Origin of the sequence: Streptomyces sp. NPDC045470 (genome assembly GCF_040646595.1) — a bacterium.
In the GTDB taxonomy this organism is placed as follows: domain Bacteria; phylum Actinomycetota; class Actinomycetes; order Streptomycetales; family Streptomycetaceae; genus Streptomyces.
Genome location: NZ_JBEZAN010000008.1, coordinates 101,419 through 119,368 on the forward strand (window position 1 = coordinate 101,419; position 17,950 = coordinate 119,368).

Genomic DNA, 17,950 nt, shown 5'->3' on the forward strand with positions numbered 1-17,950 from the left:
GACCACCATGACCGTGACGACCACGACACCGCAGCCCCCCGCGGGAGAGCGGACCGACCCGCCTCGCCCCCACCCCGCCGATCCCACTGATCCCGCGGCTCGCGTCCGCCCCACAGACTCCACCACCCACACCACCCCCACCACCCCCACCGACCCCACCGACCTCGGCGTATGGCCCGCCTCCACGGCCGAACTCCCCGACGCCGACCTCACCGTCGGCGGCGTCCCCCTCACCGAACTCGCCGCGCGCTTCGGCACCCCCACGTACGTCCTGGACGAGGCCGAGGTACGCGCCCGCTGCCGCGCCTACCTGCGCGCCTTCCCCGACGCCGACGTCCTGTACGCGGCCAAGGCATTCCTGTGCCGCGCCATGGCCCACTGGGTACGGGAGGAGGGCCTGGGCCTGGACGTCTGCTCCGCGGGCGAACTGGAACTCGCCGTCACCACCGGCTTCCCGCCCGGCCGGATCGTGCTGCACGGCAACGCCAAGAGCCCCGAGGACCTGCGCACCGCGCTGCGCCTCGGGGTCGGCCGGATCGTCATCGACAGCACCTCCGAGATCGCCCGGCTCGCCGCCGCGGTGCCCGCCGGCACCCGGCAGCAGGTCCTCGTACGGGTGGTTCCGGGCATCGCCGCCGGCGGCCACGCCAAGATCCGTACGGGTACCGACGACCAGAAGTTCGGTCTCTCCCTGGCCGACGGTTCGGCGCAGCACGCCATCACCCGCATCCTGGGCCAGCCGCGGCTCCAGCTCGTCGGCCTGCACTGCCACCTGGGTTCGCAGATCACCACCGTGAAGCCGTACCTGTCGGCCGTACGGCGGCTGGTCGGGCTGCTGGCGCGTATCCACGAGCAGCACGGCGTCACGCTGCCGCAACTGGACATAGGGGGCGGCCACGGCGTCGCCTACCGGCCCGGCGAGGACAGCATGGACATCGCGGCGCTCGGCGCCAAGGTGCGGGCGGAGCTGGCCGGCGGCTGCGCGGCGGCCGGGCTGCCGGTGCCTCGGCTGACCGTCGAGCCGGGCCGCGCCATCGCGGGTCCGTCGGGCGTCGCCCTCTACCGGGTGCTGTCCGTCAAGCGGACCGGTGAGCACACCTTCGTCGCCGTCGACGGCGGGATGAGCGACAACCCGCGGCCCGCGCTGTACGGGGTGCGGTACGCGCCCCGGCTGGTCGGTCGGCGGTCCTCCGCCGCGCCGGTGCCGGTGAGCGTGGTGGGACGGCACTGCGAGGCGGGCGACGTACTCGCCGCCGGTGTACCGCTGCCCGGGGACGTGCGGCCGGGGGACCTGATCGCCGTGCCGGTGGCGGGCGCGTACCACCTCTCCATGGCCTCGGGGTACAACCTCGTCGGCCGCCCGCCGGTGGTCGCCGTCGCGGACGGGCACGCGCGTGTCCTCGTACGGCGCGAGTCCTTGGCGGACATCCAGGGGCGCGACATCGGTCTGTGACGGCAGGCAGGCAGGTAGGCAGGTAGGCAGGTAGGCAGGCGCAGTGTGCACGGAGCGGGAACTCCGTGCATACTGCACCCATCAGTTGTAGGATGACCGGGCAACCGGGCGATCACTTGCGCCCGTACCCGACCGGCACCCGGCGCAGGCCGGAGCAGGCGGGGCAGGCCGGAGCAGGCCGGGACCGAACCAAGGAGATGCGCATGGCGTTGCAGGCAGCGGGACGACAGTCCCTCGTGGACACCGTCGTCGACGCCCTGCGCACGCAGCTGACCGCCGGCACCTGGCCGGTCGGCGAGCGCATCCCCACCGAGCACGCCCTGGCCGAGCAGCTCCAGGTCGGCCGCAACACCGTCCGTGAGGCCGTACGGGTCCTCGTGCACGCCGGCATGCTGCGCTCGCGGCAGGGCGAGGGCACCTTCGTGCTCTCCTGCACCGATCCCGGCGACATCATGCGCGGCGTCCAGCGGGCCGGGGTCCGGGACGTGCTGGAGCTGCGTATCGCCCTGGAGGCGGAGGCCGCCCGGCTGGCGGCGCAGCGGCACCGGCCGGACGACCTGGACCGGATGCGCGCCGCGCTGGACGCCCAGGCCGCGCTGGAGGCCGAGGGCGGACAGCCGTTCGGCGGCGACCTGGAGCTGTACGCCGATCACGACGTCGCCTTCCACCGGGCCGTCGTGGAGGCCGCGCACAACACCGCGCTCACCGCCACGTACGCCTGGTTCAGCAGCTCCGTACGCGAGGCACTGGTCTCCTCGCTCGGCGACGAACTGATGCCGCGGATCGTGCACGGCGACCACCGCGCCGTCCTGGACGCGATCGCCTCCGGCGACCCGGAGGCCGCCGAGAAGGCGGCCCGCGCACTGCTGGAGCCCCCGAAACGGGCGGTGGAGAAACTGCTCGCGGAGCGGTGAGCGGAGCCGGTCACCCGTGATCGCGGCGGGCCCGCAGCCTCACACCGCCGCCCCGCCGTACGGAGTGCCACCTCTGCGCGTACGGCCACCGCAGAAACGTTTTCCCCCTCCCCCCGCGCCTCCACCCCCTCTCTCCCCCACCCCCTCACACAAGGAGCGTCACCCACCCATGTCAGGGACCCGGCCCGAAGCACCACTGATCGACGCCGAGGAGGACCTCGCCCCGGCACCGCCGGTAGCCGCGGCCCGCCGCCGGCTGCGCGCGCACCCGGTCCTGGTCCTGCTCGGCATCGTGCTCGCCTCACTGAACATGCGCGCCGCACTGGCCGGCGTCTCGCCCCTGGTGAGCGAGATCGGCGACCACTTCCACCTCGCCGCGACCGCGAGCAGCCTGGTGACGACCATTCCGCTGGTCTTCATGGGCCTCGGCTCGATCGCCGCGCCGCGGCTGGCCCGCCGCTGGGGCACCGAGACGGTGCTCTGCGGCGCGCTGGTGCTGCTGTGCGGCGGCATCCTGCTGCGCATCGCCCCGCCGGTCGTCGCGCTGTTCGTGGGCTGCGCGGTGGTCGGTACGTCCATCGCGCTGCTGAACGTCCTGATGCCCGGCCTGATCAAGCGGGACTTCCCGGAGCAGGCCGCGGGCATGACCGCCCTGTACTCCACGGCGATGATCCTGGGCGCCACCGTCTCGGCCGCCTCCGCCGTGCCGCTGGAGAACGCCCTGGGCGGCTGGCAGGGATCGCTGGCCTCGTGGGCGCTGCTGGCCGCGGTCGCCGCCCTCGTCTGGATCCCGCAGGCGGTGCTCGCCCGGCGCGGTACGCGGCACGGCCAGGCCGCCGCGACGCCGACGCACGCCGCCGAGGACGGGCCCAACCTGAGCCGTACGCCGCTGGCCTGGCAGGTCACGCTCTTCATGGGGTCGCAGTCGCTGATCGCGTACGTGATGATCGCCTGGATGCCGACGATCTTCACCGACCACGGCATGAGCAAGGCCACGGCCGGACTGGTCTTCGCCTTCAGCACCCTGGTGCAGATGGCCGGTTCCTTCGTGGTGCCGATGCTCGCCGGGCGGATGCGGCGGCAGCGGCTGCTGGCCGTCGCCGTCACCGCCCTGATGGCCTGCGGCATCGTGGGCCTCCTGGTGGCCCCGGTGGCGGGCGCCTGGATCTGGGCCGTACTCCTGGGCATCGGGCAGGGCGGCGCGCTCGGCCTGGCCCTGACGATGATGGTGCTGCGCTCCGGAGACGCCCACACCGCCGCCCGCCTCTCGGGCATGGCCCAGACCTGGGGCTACCTCCTCGCCGCCGCCGGCCCGCTCGTACTCGGCGCGGTACACCAGGCCACCCACGGCTGGACGGTCCCGATCGTGCTGCTGCTGGCCGTCTGCGCGGGCCTGGTCCTGCTGGGCCTGGGCGCGGGACGGGACCGACGGATCGGGGCAGGGACGTAACGGGCCTCGTCCCTCTCCCCCGCGCGCTGCCGGAGATCTGCGGTCTCGGGCAGCGCGCGCCGCGTTCTGCCGTGTTCCGGCTCCGCAGACGCCTTACGGCGCAGCCAGTCCAGGTGCCCGGTGCCCGCCGGGCAGCAGTGCCTCTCCATCACCAGGCAGAAGGCGTCACCCCGGGCTGAGGCGACAGACCCGGGGCCCACGCAAAGCGCCCGGCCGGGAACCCCCAGCCGGGCGCACGCACGAACCGCTCGCAGCCCCCGCCTACTCCTCCCCCGCCAGCGTCAGCGACCGCAGCTTGCGCGACGCGTACCAGGTCGCCAGGCCCGTGACGGCCACCAGGAGGACGAGTGCCAGCGGCAGGCCGACCTCGGACGTGATCGCGCCTTCCGCGCCGATCTTCTGGCCCACCGCGAGGGCCCACTGCTGGACGCTCAGCGTCCGCGCGCCCGGGACCAGGTTGCCGAACAGGGTCTCCCACACCAGGGCGTAGACCAGGCCGAAGACGACCGCGTGCCGGCTGATCGTGCCGAAGAACAGGAACAGGGCGCTGTACGCGACGGAGGCCACGGCCGCGGCGACGGCGTACGCGACGGCGATCTGCTGGCTGTTGCCGTTGAGGACGAAGCCGGCGATCAGCACCGGGATCGCGGAGAAGGCGGCCGTCACCCCGATCGCCACGAGCAGCTTGGTGAAGATGATCGAGGACCGGCGCAGCGGCTTGGCCAGCAGGTAGACGACGGAGCCGTCGTCGATCTCCGGGCCGATCGCGCCCGTACCGGCGATGACGCCGATCAGCGGCACCATCGTGGCGAGCGCGAAGGTGCCCAGGACACCGTTGGCGGTGGAGTCGTCGGCACCGGCCAGCGCCCGTACGGCGACGGAGATGACGATCAGGAGGGCGGGCAGCGCGAAGAGGATCAGCGCGCGGCGCCGCCCGAGGAGGGCCCGGTAGGTGAGCCGGGCGACGGTGGGGTTGAAGAGCGCCGGGGCCGCCGAGGGGCCCGCGGCGGGTGCCGGGGACGGGTCCGGCCGGACCGATGAGGTCGCTGACATCGCTTTCAGGCTCCTTTCAGGCCGCGACGAGATAGGAGAAGACCGATTCCAGGGACTCGTCGGAGGGCGAGACCGTCAGGAGGCGGATGCCGTGGTCGCGGGCGACGCGCGGCAGCAGGGCGGTGAAGCGGGGGAAGTCGACGGCCTGGACGCGCAGCGCGCCCTCCTGGAGGTCCACCTCGATGCCGGCCGTGGAGGGGTCGGCGATCAGGGCGGCGGCCAGCGCGCGGTCGTCGTCGGAGCGGATGAGGTAGCGGTGCGGGCGGTCCGTCATCAGGCGGCGGATCTTGCGGAAGTCACCGGACGCGGCGTGCCGTCCGGCCACCACCACCTCGATGTGCGAGGCCAGTTGTTCGACCTCTTCGAGGATGTGGGAGGAGAACAGCACCGTACGGCCCTCGTCGCCCATCCGCCGCAGCAGCTCCATGAGCTGCGTCCGCTGGCGCGGGTCCATGCCGTTGAACGGCTCGTCCAGCAGCAGCACGGACGGGTCGTGGACCAGCGCGGACGCCATCTTCACGCGCTGGCGCATGCCCTTGCTGTACGTGGAGATCTTGCGGTCCTGCGCGTACTCCATCTCGACGGTGGCCAGCGCGCGCCGCGCGGCGTCCCGCCCCAGGCCGTGCAGTTCGGCGTTGGCGACGACGAACTCGCGGCCGGTGAGGAAGTCGTACATCGCCTCACGTTCCGGCACGATGCCGATGTCGCGGTATATGCGTTCGTTGCGCCAGATGGCACGTCCGTCGAGGGTGACGGACCCGCCGGACGGGGCGAGGAAGCCGCCCATCATGTTGATCAGGGTGGACTTGCCCGCGCCGTTGGGGCCGAGGAGGCCGGTGACACCGGGGCCGATGGTCATGGTGATGTCGTTGACGGCAACGACGTTGCCGAACCAGCGGGAGACGTGGTCGATCTGGATGGTCGTCATGGGCGCGGCCCGTTCCTTCGGGAGCTGGTGGCGGGCATCGTCGGGTGCGCCTTCAGGGGCGCGGGGCGGGCGCTCACAGGCCGGCCTTCCGGTAGCGGCGCATCAGCAGGGCGTACGAGCCCGCGACGGCGGCCAGCGTGACCAGGAGGGCCACCAGCCCGGCGGCGGTGGACGGCTGGACCTCGTCGGGGAACGACGCGGTGCCGCCGAGGAACGTCGCCTGCACGCTGTCGATCAGGGTGATGGGCGAGAACAGGGCGAGCCAGCCCACGACCCCCTCCTGGCCCTGTACGGCGGCGATGCCCTGGACTGCGCTCACCGCCGCGTACGGGATCGTCAGCGCGGCGATCACGGCCGCCACGCCGAAGCCGCGGCGCGGGGTCAGCGCGGAGATCAGCAGGCCGACACCGGCGAAGAGGAGGGAAAGCAGGGCCACCGAGACCAGGCCCTGAGCCAGCCCCTTGGTCTGGTCGACGAAGTCCATCTTGGCCAGCAGCGCGCCGATGTAGAGGATCAGCAGCGGCGCGGCGGTCAGGATGAACAGCGCGCCGGCCATGGCCGCGACCTTCGCCACCACGTAGTCGACCCGCTCGATCGGGCGCGAGAAGTACAGCGGGACGGTCTTGAAACGCAGGTCGCGGGAGACGGACTGCGGTGCCTGGGCGGCCAGGTAGAGGCCGATGACCGCCTGGAGGAAGATCGCGTAACGGGTGTACGCCACCGGCAGGTCGTTCATCTTCGTGAACACCGCGACCGCCACCATGATGCCCGCGGGCAGGCACATGACGGCGAACAGCAGCATCGGCAGGACCTTGGACTTCGCCGAGCGGCCCAGTCCGTAGGCGCCGCGCAGGCTCTGCGAGAACAGCGAGCGGCGGGCGTAGGCGCGGCCCAGGCGGGGGCCGTCGAAGTGGCGGTAGCCGATGTCGTGGATGACGTCCTGCGCCGCTCCGGCGGTAGCGGGGTTCCTGGTCTCAGGCGGCATCGGGGGCGCCTCCGTCCTTGGTGGCTCGGTGGGCGGTCGTCGCGGAAGCGGCCGCCGCGGGGGCGGCCGCCGCGGGGGCGGTGGGACGGGGTGCGGCGGGCTGCGTGTCCGGTGCCTCCGGGACGCCCGCGGTCGCCGCGTCGTCACTCTGGAAGACCTCGGAGATGCGGTGCCTGCGCTGCTCCATCCGGACCAGGCCGAGGCCGAGGCCGGCGACGGTGTCGCGCACCAGGTCGTACGTCTCTTCGCCGGTGGCCTCCACGTACAGCACGTGGGCGGTGGAGGCGCCGCTCTCCGAGCCGGGAGCCGCGGTGGTCACCGCCACACCGGCACGGGTCAGGGCCGCGCGCAGCGACGCCGTGCCGTCCGGGTGCTCGTCGGTGTCCGTGACCTCGACCGCGAGGGAGGCGGTGAGCTGGGTGAAGTCGTCGGTCGAGGAGGAGCGCAGCAGCCGGCCGCCGTCGATGACGACGACGTGGTCGCAGGTGCGCTCCAATTCGCCGAGGAGGTGCGAGGTGACCAGGACCGATATGCCGAATTCGGTGTGCACGCGGCGGATCAGGCCGAGCATCTCGTCGCGGCCGACCGGGTCCAGGCCGTTGGTCGGCTCGTCCAGGAAGACCAACTGCGGGTCGTGGACCAGCGCCTGGGCCAGCTTGACACGCTGCTTCATACCCGTCGAATAGCCGCCGATGGGGCGGTAGCGCTCCTCGTAGAGGCCGACGTGCCGCAGCGTGTCGGCGGTGCGCTCACGGGCCGCGGTCGGCGGCAGACCCGACATGCGCGCCATGTGGACGACGAACTCGGTGGCCGAGACGTCGGGCGGCAGACAGTCGTGCTCCGGCATGTAGCCGACGCGCTCCCGGATGGCGCCGCCCTCCCTGGCCACGTCGAGGCCGAGGACGGTCGCGGACCCCTCACTGGCCGGGGCGAGGCCCAGCAGCAGCTTGATCAGGGTGGACTTGCCGGCGCCGTTCGCACCCACCAGGCCGGTCACACCCGGGCCGATGTCAACGGTGAGCCGGTCCAGCGCGGTCACCCTCGGGTACCGCTTGCTCAGGCTTTCGGTCACGATCACAGTCACGTCAACGACGGTAGTGGCGCTCACCACACCGGTCGTCAGACCTGGCGGCTGGATCGGCGTCCGACCACAGGGGGAGGCGCCCGTAGGGGAGGTCCGGCTTTCGGCCCACGGAAGTCGGGGGCGGGGCGGGGGCGGATGTGGGGGCCGGGCGCTCGTCGCGGGCGATTTCTGATCGTTTTCGGTCGGATCGCTGATCGGGTGCCGGTAGCCCCGCTGGTCGGGTGCGGGTCCGCCTGCTGGTCGGGTCCCGGCGGCCTCTTCCGTTCGGTTGCCGATGGCCTCCCACGGGTTTTCCACAGGCCCGTACCGACCCCTTGACGCCGCCGCCGAGCATTGTCACATTCATCAGTGTCAAGTTACGGGCACGTACCGCGATGAACGGCATACGGGACGGACGGTTGGCGATGACCTCAGCGACAGGGGCCGCAGCGGCCCGGAGGGGCGGCGGGGCGGCCCGGGCGAGCGGCGGCACGGCCCCCGGGGCCGACCAGGTGGGCGGGGTGCGTGAACTCACCGCCGAGCTGCGGGGGTTCAGAGAGGTGCAGCGCCTTGCGTACGACTGCGCCGAAGCGGTCGCCGCACAGCTCAGGCCGGGGGTGACGGAGCGGGAAGCGGCGCGGATGCAGCGCGAGTGGCTGCACGAGCGCGGTGTACGGGACTGGTTCCACCTCCCCTTCGCCTGGTTCGGCGACCGTACGGCGTTCACGAACTTCCGTGTACCACTGCAGTTCTTCCCCACCAACCGGCGCCTGGAGCCCGGGATGGCCTTCATCCTCGACATGGCGCCGGTCCACCGGGGCTGCACGGCCGACATCGGCTACTCCGGCTGCCTCGGCCTCAACCCCGTGCACGACCGGCTGCTGGCCGACCTTGAAGCACACCGCGAGCTGATCCTGCGCGAGGTGCGCGAACGCCGCCCGCTGCGCGAGATCTACGAGGACGTCGAGCGGCTCATGATCCGCCAGGGGCATGCGAACCGGCACCGCGCCTATCCCTTCGGCGTGATCGCCCACAAGATCGACCGGGTGAAGGAGCGCCGCTGGTCACCGACGGTCTTCGGGTTCGGTACGCAGGCGCTCAAGGGCCTGGCCTCCGACGCGCTGCACGGCCACCGGGACGGCTGGTCGCCGCTGTGGAGCCCGTACAAGTTCTCCGACCACCCGCCGCAGCCGGGGCTGTGGGCGGTCGAACCGCACCTCGGATTCCGGGGCACGGGCGCGAAGTTCGAGGAGATCCTCGTCGTGACGGACTCCGCCGACCCGCTGGAGAGCGCCTTTTGGCTGGACGACGATCTGCCGCACGTGCGGCGCTGGCAGGAGGAGAAGGCCGCATGAGCAGGACGACAGGGGCCCGAGCCGGGGCCAAAGCCGGAGCCGGACCGGACGGCGCCCGGGAGCGCTGGGTCCGTACGGGCGGGGTCGAGCTGTGCGTCGCCGAACTGGGCGACGCCACGCGCCCCACGGTGGTGCTGGTGCACGGCTACCCCGACAGCAAGGAAGTGTGGTCGGACGTGGCCCGGGGACTGGCCGACCGCTTCCATGTGGTGCTGTACGACGTCCGGGGCTGCGGCCGGTCCACCGCGCCCGAACCGCTGCGCGGCGGCTTCACGCTGGAGAAGCTGACCGACGACTTCCTCGCCGTGGTGGACGCGGTGAGCCCGGACCGGCCGGTCCACGTGGTCGGCCACGACTGGGGCTCGGTGCAGGCGTGGGAGTTCGCGACGGCCCGGCACACGGAAGGCCGGCTCGCCTCCTTCACCTCGATGTCCGGCCCGTCGCTGGACCACTTCGGCCACTGGATCAAGAAGCGCGCCGCCCGCCCCACTCCGCGCCGCGCGGCACAACTGATCGACCAGGGCGTCAAATCCTGGTACGTCTACCTGCTGCACACCCCGGTCCTGCCCGAACTGGCCTGGAAGGGGCCGCTCGGCAAGCGCTGGCCGAAGATCCTCCAGCGGGTGGAGAAGGTGCCCGCGGGCGACTACCCGACGGCGTCCCTGCCCACGGACGCCGCCCACGGCGCGTGGCTCTACCGCGACAACGTCCGCGCCCGGCTGCGCCGCCCGCGCGCCGACGCCTACGCCCACTGCCCGGTGCAACTGATCACGCCCACCGGGGACGCCTTCCTGTCCCAGCGGCTCTACGACGACCTGGACCACTGGGTGCCGAAACTGGTCCGGCGCACGCTCCCGGCCAAGCACTGGGTGCCCCGCACCCGGCCCGATCAACTCGTCTCGTGGATCGCCGAATTCGTGACCTCCACGGAGGAGGGCGACCCGGCCAGGGAGACCGTCGCCACCGGCCCGTACGCCGACCGGTTCGGCGGCCAGTTGGTGCTCGTCACCGGCGCCGCCAGCGGCATCGGGCGGGCCACCGCGTTCGCCTTCGCCGAGGCGGGAGCGCGCGTCGTCGCCGTCGACCGGGACGCCGAGGGAGCGGCCCGTACGGCCGATCTGGCGCGGCTGGTCGGCGCCCCGCAGGCATGGGCCGAAACGGTGGACGTCTCGGACGAGGCCGCCATGGAGAAGCTGGCCGACAAGGTCGCCGCCGAGTACGGCACCGTCGACGTACTGGTCAACAACGCCGGCATCGGCCTGTCCGGATCCTTCCTCAGCACCACCACCGAGGACTGGAAGAAGGTCCTGGACGTCAACCTCTGGGGCGTCATCCACGGCTGCCGGCTCTTCGGCCGGCAGATGGCCGAGCGTGGACAGGGCGGCCACATCGTCAACACCGCCTCGGCAGCGGCCTTCCAGCCGTCGAAAATCCTGTCCGCCTACGGCGCTTCGAAGGCGGCGGTGCTCATGCTCAGCGAGAGCCTGCGCGCCGAACTGGCCGGCCAGGGCATCGGCGTCACGGCCATATGCCCCGGCATCGTGAACACGAACATCACCACGACGGCCCGCTTCACGGGCGTCTCCGCGGACGAGGAGAAGCGCCGCCAGGCCAAGGTGGCCCGCGCGTACGGGCTGCGCAACTACCCGCCGGAGAAGGTCGCCGACGCCATCCTCCGCGCGGTCGTCCGCAACGAAGCGGTCGTCCCCGTCACGCCCGAGGCACGCGGCGCCCACCTGATGTCCCGCTTCGCCCCACGCGCGCTGCGCGCCCTGGCCCGTTTCGACCCGCCCGTGTGAGGGCGCGCGCCACGGCGCGGACAGACCGGGGCGAACGTATGCCGGGGCGAACTCCGGGGCGTACGTATGCCGGAGCGAGCCCATGCCGGTACAGACGCATGCCGGGGCGGACGCGCCACTGCCTCGGCTCCCCTCCCCCCCCGGCCTCACCATCGGCCTTCCCCTTCCCCGCCCCCTCCCTCTCCCCTCACGTCTTATGTCAGGAGCACAGCGTGAGTACGAACCCCACCGAACCGGAGGAGCACCACACGATCGCACCCCGCCGGGTTTCGTTCGACTGGCGCGAGACCCCGCTGCACTGGATACCGGACGAACCCACCGCCACCCACGTCATCAACGTGCTGCACCTCCTGCTGCCCGCCGGAGAGCGCTGGTTCGTCAAGGTCTTCAAGGAAGCCCTGCCGCTGGTCCGTGACCCCGCGCTCCTCAAGGACGTCAAAGGCTTCATGGGGCAGGAGGCCACCCACAGCGTCCAGCACGCCTACGTCCTGGAGCACCTCGCCCACCAGGGCCTGGACACCGCGCCCTACACGAAGCACGTCGACTTCCTCTTCACCTACCTCCTCGGCGAACGGCCACCGTTCGCCGCTCCGGTGCCCACCCAGGAGTGGCTGCGCTTCCGGCTCTCCCTCATAGCCGCCATAGAGCAGTTCACCGCCGTCCTCGGCAACTGGGTGCTGCACGCCGAGGGCCTGGACCGGGCCGGCCCCGACCCGGTCATGCTCGACCTGCTGCGCTGGCACGGTGCGGAAGAGGTCGAGCACCGCGCCGTGGCCTTCGACATGTACGAGCACACCGGCGGCGAGGGCCTGCCCCGGTACGCCCGCCGCGTGCTGGGCATGGCCGTCACCGCACCCGTCCTCCTCTACCTGTGGGCCTGGGGCGCCGCCTACCTCATACGCCACGACCCTCAGCTGGCCGGCCGCCTGCGGTACTCCCTGCGCGCACACAACCGGGCCGTGCGCGCACAGCTCCTGCCGACCTGGCGCGAGCTGGGCGCCGCCGTACCGCGCTACCTGAAGCGGTCGTACCATCCCTCGCAGGAAGGGTCGCTGCGCAAGGCCGTCGCCTACCTGGCGTCCTCCCCGGCCGCCCGCGCCGCGGCGGGAGCGGTGGGCCGCGCGGCCATCTCGTAAGGAGCACCGCATTGACCGACCAGTCGCCGCCGGCCGAGTACCGCATCGAGGACCTGGCGCACATCAGCGGCACCTCGGTCCGCACGATCCGCGCCTACCAGGACCGCGGCCTCCTGCCCAAGCCGGAGCGCCGCGGCCGGGCCAACGTCTACGGCGACGAGCACCTGGAGCGGCTGCGCCGTACCGCCGACCTGCTCGACCGCGGGTACACCCTCGCCAGCATCAAGGAACTCCTGGAGGCCTGGGACACCGGCCGCGGTCTCGGTGGCGTACTCGGCCTGGTCGCCGAGATCGACGGCCCGTGGAGCGACGAGGAGGCGGCCCGCATCACCCGCGAGGAGCTGTACGCCGCGTTCGGCGGATCACCGGACGAGGAGGCCCTGGCGGACGCCGTCGAGCTGGGCGTCCTGGAACGCCTCCCCGGCAGCGACGACGTCTTCCGCGTCCCCAGCCCCCGGGAACTGGCCGTCGCAGCCGAGCTGCACTCCGCCGGCGTCCCCCTCACCGCCATCTCCGGCCATCTGCGCGAACTCCGCGGCCAGGTCGAGCACATTGCGGCTCGCTTCCTCGACTTCACCACCGAGTACGTCTTCCATCCCTACCTCGACCACCAGCCCACCGAAGCCGAGGCCACCGAGGCCGCCGGTCTCGTACGCCGCCTCCGCCCCCTCGCCCAACAGACCGTGGACGCCGAACTCGCCCGCGCCATGCGCACCATGGCCACCCGCTACATCCATCACCACCTCGGCGACATCAGCAATGTCAACAACAACAGCGGCACCGCCCCTCACCCCGCCAGCACCAGTACTTCCGCCACTGGCACCGGCACCGGCACCGGCAGCACCGCCCCCGAGGCCGACCTCGCTCCCGCTGGCGCTCCCGCTGCCACAGCCGCCGATACCGCCGACGCCGACGCCGACGCGACCATGATCGCGCTCCCCGCCGAAGCCATCCGCGCCGTACGAGACCTGGTCGGCCAGGAGCACGTGGCAGCCTTCATCACCGCAGCCACCCGGCGCGAGGTCCACGCTCGCACCATGGACGAGCTGGCAGCCCGCCGTACCCCGCCCCGCTGACCGCCGGGTCCTCGCCCGAACCGGTTCAGCCGAGGTTCATGTCACCAAAGACGACCTTGCTGTTCCAGTTGTTCCCTCCCCAGTTGTGTGCTGCGACGGACGGTGTGGAGGTGTGCTTGCCGATGGTCACGGCGCCGGTGTTCCGGCCGTCACGGCCTGCGTCGCGGCCTGTGCCACGGCCTGCGTCCCACCCGACGTGGCCGGGCCGGCCGAGGTCGTCCACCGGCCCTGGCCAGCCGATCCAGCCGCCGTGACTGTCGGCCATGGCCGCGCCGGTGGTGAGCAGGGTGGCCGCGGCGGCCAGGGACAGTACGCCGACGGCGGTGGCGGTACGAGTACGCATGGGGCTTCTTTCCTCGTCTGGAACCGACCGGAAGCTTGCGGGCCGAGCCCGGCCGTCGTCATGGACATCGCCCGGACGCGGCAGTCGAGCCTCGTCGGGATGCGGCACCCGAACCCGTCCCCGCTGCGTCGACCGGTGGGACCCCCCTCATCCGATACCGCCGTATCCCCGGCCGCCATTCAGGCGCACCCACCCGGGTCGGGCGCGGGCCCCGCCGCGGCTCTACTGGGCCGGATCCGGGAGCCAGTTCCCGTGGAACCCGAAGGGCACCCGCTGGGGCAGGTGGACCGTGGCCACCGGCCCCTTGGCTATGTCCTCCGCGTCGAGGATCTCCAGATCGCTGGAGTCGCGGGCTGCGTCATAGACGTAGGTGAGCAACCACCCGGGGCCGCCGGGCCGGTCGTCCGCCGGGGCGAAGGCGGCCTCGGCGGGTGTGCGGCCGGGGCCGAAGTCGTGCCGGGTACTGGTGCCGGTGTGCAGGTCGTAGCGGATCACCGCGCTCGGTGTCGGACCGGCGCCGGGGCCCCCGCTCCGCGTGATGTGCCCGAACCTGGCGTCCAGCCCCGCCAGCCGGTCGTCGATACGCGGGAACTCGCCCGACTGGTCGTCCACCTGCTCCTCGACGACCTTGCCCGACGCGAGGTCGATGGTCCACCGCCACAGTGTGGGCAGCGACTTCAGCTCCGGCGCCGGGTAGCGGCAGACGTAGAGGACGATGCGCCCGAGGCCGTCGTCGTACGCGTTCATGGAGTGGAAGACGTAGCAGGGGTCGATGGAGAACCAGCGGACGTCACCGTGTGGATCGTCGCGGCGCAGCACACCGAGCCGGGCACCGTACTCCGCATCCCACACGTACGGCATGCCGGGAGTCCCGTGGTCGTAGACGAGCGGGAGGTCCATGAAGACGACGTGCCCGGCCGTCAGATGGAAGTCGTGCATCATCGTGGACGCGCCCACCTCGATGGGGCGGCTCACCACCAGTGCGCCGGAGGCGTCCGCACGGTGATAGGTCAGAAAAGGCGGCTCCGGAGCCCCGTATCCGAACAGGTGCAGCTCTCCCGTGGTCGGACAGGTCTTGGGATGAGCGGTCATGGCGGTGGTCAGCCGGCCGCCGAAGTCGTACGGGCCGACGGTCTCCAGCTCGTGCCCCGGGCGGCAGTCGAGTTCGTACGGGAAGGACGACTCGACCAGGGCGAGGGTGCGGCCCGCGTGGCGGACCACGTGGGTGTTGGCGACACCGGCGGTCAGGTCGGTACGCCCCTCCCGCTCCCGGACCGGTACGCCGTCGGTGAAGGTCGAGGTGCGGACCCAGCGGTTGCGGTACGAGACGGCCTTGCCGCCTTCCAGGCGGACGCCGTGGACCATGCCGTCACCGAGGAACCAGTGCGCCGACGCGGCCTCCCGCGGGTTGGGGCCGTTGCGCAGGTACCAGCCCGTCAGCTCGGTCGGTATCGAGCCGGTGACCGGCAGCTCGTACGCGGTGAGCTCCTTGGTCACCGGGGCGAAGTTCCCCGCCAGGTGCGGGGCCGGTGCGCCTTCGGAACCGGATGCCGGGAGGACGGATCCGGGGGCGTTTGTCGTCGTCATGCGGGTTGGGCCTCCTGTACGTAAGGGTGACCGTCGGCCTTCTCCAGGAAGCGCGCTCGCGCACGCTCCGGGTAGCTCACGGTGAAACGCAACGGGATGACGAAGGCGCTGACATGGATGGAGATCATCGCGGGCAGGCCGAGCCCGTAGGCCGTGCCCAGGACCTGTCCTGCCGCGGCGAACGTGAAGGACGCCGCCCAGGCCGCACTGAGCACGTAATTGATCCGCAGGAACAGCCGCGTACGCCACACCTCGGGCGGCGCCTTGCGGCGGGCTATCGCGAGGGTGAAGGGCCGGCGAGCGGCCATCGACCCCCAGGTGACCAACGCCAGCCAGCCCGAGGACAGGGCGCCGTCGTAGACCCGCAGACCGCTGTCCGGGCGGACGAAGGCCAGGACCGTGATGCCGGCGAAGAACACCAGGCTGCCGTACTCCAGCACCCGGAACGACGGCGACAGCCCCTCGGCACGGTCCGCGTAGAGCACCACGCAGCCGATCAGCAGGCCCAGCAGCGCGGCCCACTGCCATGACGCCCAGGCCACAGCTCCGTAGGCGATCCACGGAAAGAACCCCCGCAAAAAGGTCATGACTCTCGACTCCCCCGGCCGGACCCCTCCGACCATGCGCGACATTCCAACTTCGACATGTCAAAGCTAGAAGGTTCTCCATTGACGTGTCAAGACTGGAAGGTAAAGTGATGGATATGAGCCTCCGCCACGCCGTTCTGGGCCTGCTGGCCGAATCACCCGCCAGCGGTTACGACCTGATGAAGACGTTCGACCTGTCGCTCGCGCATGTGTGGCCGGCCACCCAGAGCCAGGTCTACGGAGAGCTGAACAAACTCACGGCGGCCGACCTGATCGAGGTGGCCTCCCAAGGCCCCCGCGGCCGCAAGGAGTACGCCATCACCAAGGCGGGCCGGGCCGAACTGCACCACTGGCTCACGGAGGTGGAGCCCGTCGGACCGCAGCGTCACGACGGCCTGCTGCGCGTCTTCTTCCTCGGCGCCCTGACACCGCTGGAAGCCCGTACGTACCTGCTGCAACAGGCCGAACGGTCCGCCCGCGCGCACGCCGACTACCGGGCCTTGGCCGAAGCCGGCGACTGGGAGGGCGAAATGATCGCGGTCTACGGGCGCATCGCCCTGGAATTCGGGCTACGGCAAACCGCCATGGTGGAGGAATGGGCCAACTGGGCGGCCGGAGAGATCACCTCGGACCAGGTCCGCCGGAGCAGGGAAGCCGCCGAGGCGACAACCGGGGATCAGGGCCCGGATCAGGAGACGGAACAGGAGCCGGAGCGGGCCCAGAAGCAGGAGCAGCAGCAGTAAGCCCAGCGGCAAGCGTCGCAGGTCAGGGGTACGGCAGGCCCCGTAAGCCCACGCCCTAGCGCTCGTCCCCGAGCGCGCCGTGCAGGAAGAGGTCCACCAGCTCCCGTGTGCTGAGAGCCCCCGGCTTGCGCCCGTCGTCTCCCGCCTCCGCCGCTGTGTCCCGGCTCAGCGTCAGGAAAACCCTGGCCAGGGCCTCCGGCGCCACCCGCAGCCGGTCCCGCTCGGGCTCGAACAGGGCGGCGACCGCTGCCAGTGGAGCCGCCAGCGCCTCTTCGCGGTCGCCGGGCGCGGACGGACCCTGCCCCGGGTTCAGGTCAGGGCCCGAACCGCCCGCTCTTGGTGCTTCACGCCCCCGCAGATGCCCCGTCGCATGCAGCGCACCGATCACCGCACCGATACGGGACAGATGCTCCCGCATCGCGTCCAGCGCCTCGACCAGCCGCTCCGCGAGGGGCCGGTGCAGGGAGACGGCGGCCAGCGAGGCGAGCAGGGCGTCGGGGCGGAGGGCTTCGGCCACACAGGCCGCCAGCAGCGCTTCCTTGTCCGCGAAGACGCGGAAGATCGTCGCCTCACCGATGCCCGCCGCGCGCGCCACCTTCGCCGTGGTCACGCCCGCGCCGTACTCCGCCACCAGCGGCAACGCGGCCGTCACGATCATCGAACGACGCTCGTCGGCGCTCATCCCGGGCGCACGGCGGCGCCTGCCCGGCACCCCCGCCGCCTCCACTGCCTCAGCCATGTCGCCAACGTACGCGAGCGGCCGTCCGGTGCCGGAACCAGCCGCCGGAGGGGCCGGCCGCCGGGGGGGGCCAGCCGTACGCCACTCGGACACGGTCAGCCGGTCACAACCCGGGCGCGCCCCAGACCGGGAACCACCGGCTCAGGTCCGGCTCGGTCGCCAAGTCGTCGGCGAGCACGGCCCGGATCTCCAGCTCCAGGGCGTTGTCACGCTTCTCGGCGGACCCTTCCGGGCCCGTCAGCGGCGCGAACGGGTAGAACGTGCCGCGTTTGTAGAGGTAGACCAGCGCGAGCGGCCTGCCCCGGTCGTCCCGGAAACCCATCAGGGAACACAGCAGTTGCGGGCCGAACCCGGCGCTCTCCAGGGAACTGTTGACCGTGTGCAGATCGTTCACCAGACCCGCGCTGTCCTCCGGCCCGTGCCGCGCGAGCATCCACGAGTAGCCGTACGCGTCCTGGCTGAACTCGGCCGGTCTGCCCAGGAGGTCGCGCACCTCCTCCTGGATGCCGCGGAACGCGCCGCCCTCGACGCTGGCGAAACACACCGATCCCAGGCCGGTGGGACGGAACCCGGCCGCGGCCTGGAGGGTGACGGCCGCGGAAGGAAGCGCGAACAGCCGGTCGAGGTCGGGACGGACCGGCTTGCTGCGTCCGAGGATGGCGTCCAGGAATCCCATGCGGTGTCTCTCCTTGATCCGTCTGCGATCCGTCTGCGATCCGTCTGCGATCGGTCTGCGGCC

17 protein-coding genes are annotated in these 17,950 nt (G+C 71.9%); 8 read left to right on the forward strand and 9 right to left on the reverse strand.

All coding sequences use genetic code 11. The features are described 5' to 3' along the window. Positions 1-7 precede the first annotated feature (7 nt). From lysA to AB0A97_RS22985, 3 genes are all read left to right on the forward strand, one after another. Positions 8-1,453, forward strand: a complete 1,446-nt coding sequence (gene lysA, locus AB0A97_RS22975) for a diaminopimelate decarboxylase (RefSeq protein ID WP_361152920.1) — start codon at positions 8-10, stop codon at positions 1,451-1,453. 203 nt (positions 1,454-1,656) lie between these two features. Then, the gene (locus AB0A97_RS22980; protein WP_361152922.1) at positions 1,657-2,367 is read left to right on the forward strand and encodes a FadR/GntR family transcriptional regulator; all 711 of its coding nucleotides are present in this window, start codon (positions 1,657-1,659) and stop codon (positions 2,365-2,367) included. Positions 2,368-2,536: 169 nt separating this feature from the next. Beyond that, complete coding sequence (locus tag AB0A97_RS22985) at positions 2,537-3,817, forward strand: MFS transporter (protein ID WP_361152924.1); 1,281 nt, start codon at positions 2,537-2,539, stop codon at positions 3,815-3,817. A 261-nt stretch (positions 3,818-4,078) separates the two neighbouring features. On the opposite strand, the gene AB0A97_RS22990 is transcribed toward AB0A97_RS22985, so the two are convergent. The 4 genes from AB0A97_RS22990 to AB0A97_RS23005 form a co-directional block, all read right to left on the reverse strand. Beyond that, complete coding sequence (locus tag AB0A97_RS22990) at positions 4,079-4,870, reverse strand: ABC transporter permease subunit (protein WP_361152927.1); 792 nt, start codon at positions 4,868-4,870, stop codon at positions 4,079-4,081. Positions 4,871-4,886: 16 nt separating this feature from the next. Further along, complete coding sequence (locus tag AB0A97_RS22995; RefSeq protein WP_361152929.1) at positions 4,887-5,798, reverse strand: ABC transporter ATP-binding protein; 912 nt, start codon at positions 5,796-5,798, stop codon at positions 4,887-4,889. Positions 5,799-5,871: 73 nt separating this feature from the next. Next, on the reverse strand, positions 5,872-6,783 hold the full coding sequence (locus AB0A97_RS23000) for an ABC transporter permease subunit (RefSeq protein ID WP_361152931.1): 912 nt from the start codon (positions 6,781-6,783) through the stop codon (positions 5,872-5,874). Next, positions 6,773-7,867 (reverse strand): ABC transporter ATP-binding protein, encoded by a 1,095-nt coding sequence (locus tag AB0A97_RS23005; protein ID WP_361152934.1) that lies wholly within the window; start codon positions 7,865-7,867, stop codon positions 6,773-6,775. The genes AB0A97_RS23000 and AB0A97_RS23005 overlap by 11 nt, the downstream gene beginning before the upstream one ends. 500 nt (positions 7,868-8,367) lie before the next feature. Between AB0A97_RS23005 and AB0A97_RS23010 the strand changes: the two genes are divergently transcribed. The 4 genes from AB0A97_RS23010 to AB0A97_RS23025 all read left to right on the forward strand — a co-directional run bounded on the left by AB0A97_RS23010 (position 8,368) and on the right by AB0A97_RS23025 (position 13,212). Beyond that, positions 8,368-9,201 carry a M24 family metallopeptidase gene (locus AB0A97_RS23010; protein WP_361152936.1) on the forward strand — a complete coding sequence of 278 codons (834 nt, stop codon included), beginning with the start codon at positions 8,368-8,370 and terminating at the stop codon, positions 9,199-9,201. Beyond that, positions 9,198-11,000: an SDR family oxidoreductase gene (locus AB0A97_RS23015; RefSeq protein ID WP_361152939.1), complete on the forward strand. Its 1,803-nt coding sequence runs from the start codon at positions 9,198-9,200 to the stop codon at positions 10,998-11,000. Before AB0A97_RS23010 ends, AB0A97_RS23015 begins: the two co-directional genes overlap by 4 nt. A gap of 212 nt (positions 11,001-11,212) precedes the next feature. Next, a complete protein-coding gene (locus AB0A97_RS23020; protein WP_361152942.1) occupies positions 11,213-12,136 on the forward strand; it encodes a metal-dependent hydrolase in 924 nt (307 codons plus the stop codon). Positions 12,137-12,147: 11 nt separating this feature from the next. Continuing rightward, on the forward strand, positions 12,148-13,212 hold the full coding sequence (locus AB0A97_RS23025) for a MerR family transcriptional regulator (protein ID WP_361152945.1): 1,065 nt from the start codon (positions 12,148-12,150) through the stop codon (positions 13,210-13,212). A gap of 25 nt (positions 13,213-13,237) precedes the next feature. Here AB0A97_RS23025 and AB0A97_RS23030 read toward each other — a convergent pair whose 3' ends face one another. From AB0A97_RS23030 to AB0A97_RS23040, 3 genes are all read right to left on the reverse strand, one after another. Further along, positions 13,238-13,555 carry a hypothetical protein gene (locus tag AB0A97_RS23030; RefSeq protein WP_361152948.1) on the reverse strand — a complete coding sequence of 106 codons (318 nt, stop codon included), beginning with the start codon at positions 13,553-13,555 and terminating at the stop codon, positions 13,238-13,240. A 222-nt stretch (positions 13,556-13,777) separates the two neighbouring features. Beyond that, positions 13,778-15,142: a carotenoid oxygenase family protein gene (locus AB0A97_RS23035; RefSeq protein WP_361152950.1), complete on the reverse strand. Its 1,365-nt coding sequence runs from the start codon at positions 15,140-15,142 to the stop codon at positions 13,778-13,780. Continuing rightward, the gene (locus tag AB0A97_RS23040) at positions 15,139-15,729 is read right to left on the reverse strand and encodes a hypothetical protein (protein WP_361152953.1); all 591 of its coding nucleotides are present in this window, start codon (positions 15,727-15,729) and stop codon (positions 15,139-15,141) included. Before AB0A97_RS23040 ends, AB0A97_RS23035 begins: the two co-directional genes overlap by 4 nt. 116 nt (positions 15,730-15,845) lie before the next feature. Here AB0A97_RS23040 and AB0A97_RS23045 point away from each other — a divergent pair, with 116 nt between their 5' ends. After that, positions 15,846-16,472 (forward strand): PadR family transcriptional regulator, encoded by a 627-nt coding sequence (locus AB0A97_RS23045; protein WP_361152956.1) that lies wholly within the window; start codon positions 15,846-15,848, stop codon positions 16,470-16,472. Between the two features lie 55 nt (positions 16,473-16,527). Here AB0A97_RS23045 and AB0A97_RS23050 read toward each other — a convergent pair whose 3' ends face one another. Then, on the reverse strand, positions 16,528-17,211 hold the full coding sequence (locus AB0A97_RS23050; protein WP_361152959.1) for a helix-turn-helix domain-containing protein: 684 nt from the start codon (positions 17,209-17,211) through the stop codon (positions 16,528-16,530). Positions 17,212-17,314: 103 nt separating this feature from the next. After that, a complete protein-coding gene (locus AB0A97_RS23055) occupies positions 17,315-17,887 on the reverse strand; it encodes a hypothetical protein (RefSeq protein WP_361152961.1) in 573 nt (190 codons plus the stop codon). Between the last annotated feature and the right edge of the window lie 63 nt (positions 17,888-17,950).

Excerpts from the sequence above, each read along its gene's own strand:
- AB0A97_RS23015 (WP_361152939.1), top strand. The coding sequence starts at position 9,198 with ATGAGCAGGACGACAGGGGCCCGAGCCGGGGCCAAAGCCGGAGCCGGA.
- AB0A97_RS23035 (WP_361152950.1), bottom strand. The coding sequence starts at position 15,142 with ATGACGACGACAAACGCCCCCGGATCCGTCCTCCCGGCATCCGGTTCC.
- AB0A97_RS23055 (WP_361152961.1), bottom strand. The coding sequence starts at position 17,887 with ATGGGATTCCTGGACGCCATCCTCGGACGCAGCAAGCCGGTCCGTCCC.
- lysA (WP_361152920.1), top strand. The coding sequence starts at position 8 with ATGACCGTGACGACCACGACACCGCAGCCCCCCGCGGGAGAGCGGACC.
- AB0A97_RS22995 (WP_361152929.1), bottom strand. The coding sequence starts at position 5,798 with ATGACGACCATCCAGATCGACCACGTCTCCCGCTGGTTCGGCAACGTC.
- AB0A97_RS22980 (WP_361152922.1), top strand. The coding sequence starts at position 1,657 with ATGGCGTTGCAGGCAGCGGGACGACAGTCCCTCGTGGACACCGTCGTC.
- AB0A97_RS22985 (WP_361152924.1), top strand. The coding sequence starts at position 2,537 with ATGTCAGGGACCCGGCCCGAAGCACCACTGATCGACGCCGAGGAGGAC.
- AB0A97_RS23050 (WP_361152959.1), bottom strand. The coding sequence starts at position 17,211 with ATGGCTGAGGCAGTGGAGGCGGCGGGGGTGCCGGGCAGGCGCCGCCGT.
- AB0A97_RS23045 (WP_361152956.1), top strand. The coding sequence starts at position 15,846 with ATGAGCCTCCGCCACGCCGTTCTGGGCCTGCTGGCCGAATCACCCGCC.
- AB0A97_RS23040 (WP_361152953.1), bottom strand. The coding sequence starts at position 15,729 with ATGACCTTTTTGCGGGGGTTCTTTCCGTGGATCGCCTACGGAGCTGTG.
- AB0A97_RS22990 (WP_361152927.1), bottom strand. The coding sequence starts at position 4,870 with ATGTCAGCGACCTCATCGGTCCGGCCGGACCCGTCCCCGGCACCCGCC.
- AB0A97_RS23030 (WP_361152948.1), bottom strand. The coding sequence starts at position 13,555 with ATGCGTACTCGTACCGCCACCGCCGTCGGCGTACTGTCCCTGGCCGCC.
- AB0A97_RS23000 (WP_361152931.1), bottom strand. The coding sequence starts at position 6,783 with ATGCCGCCTGAGACCAGGAACCCCGCTACCGCCGGAGCGGCGCAGGAC.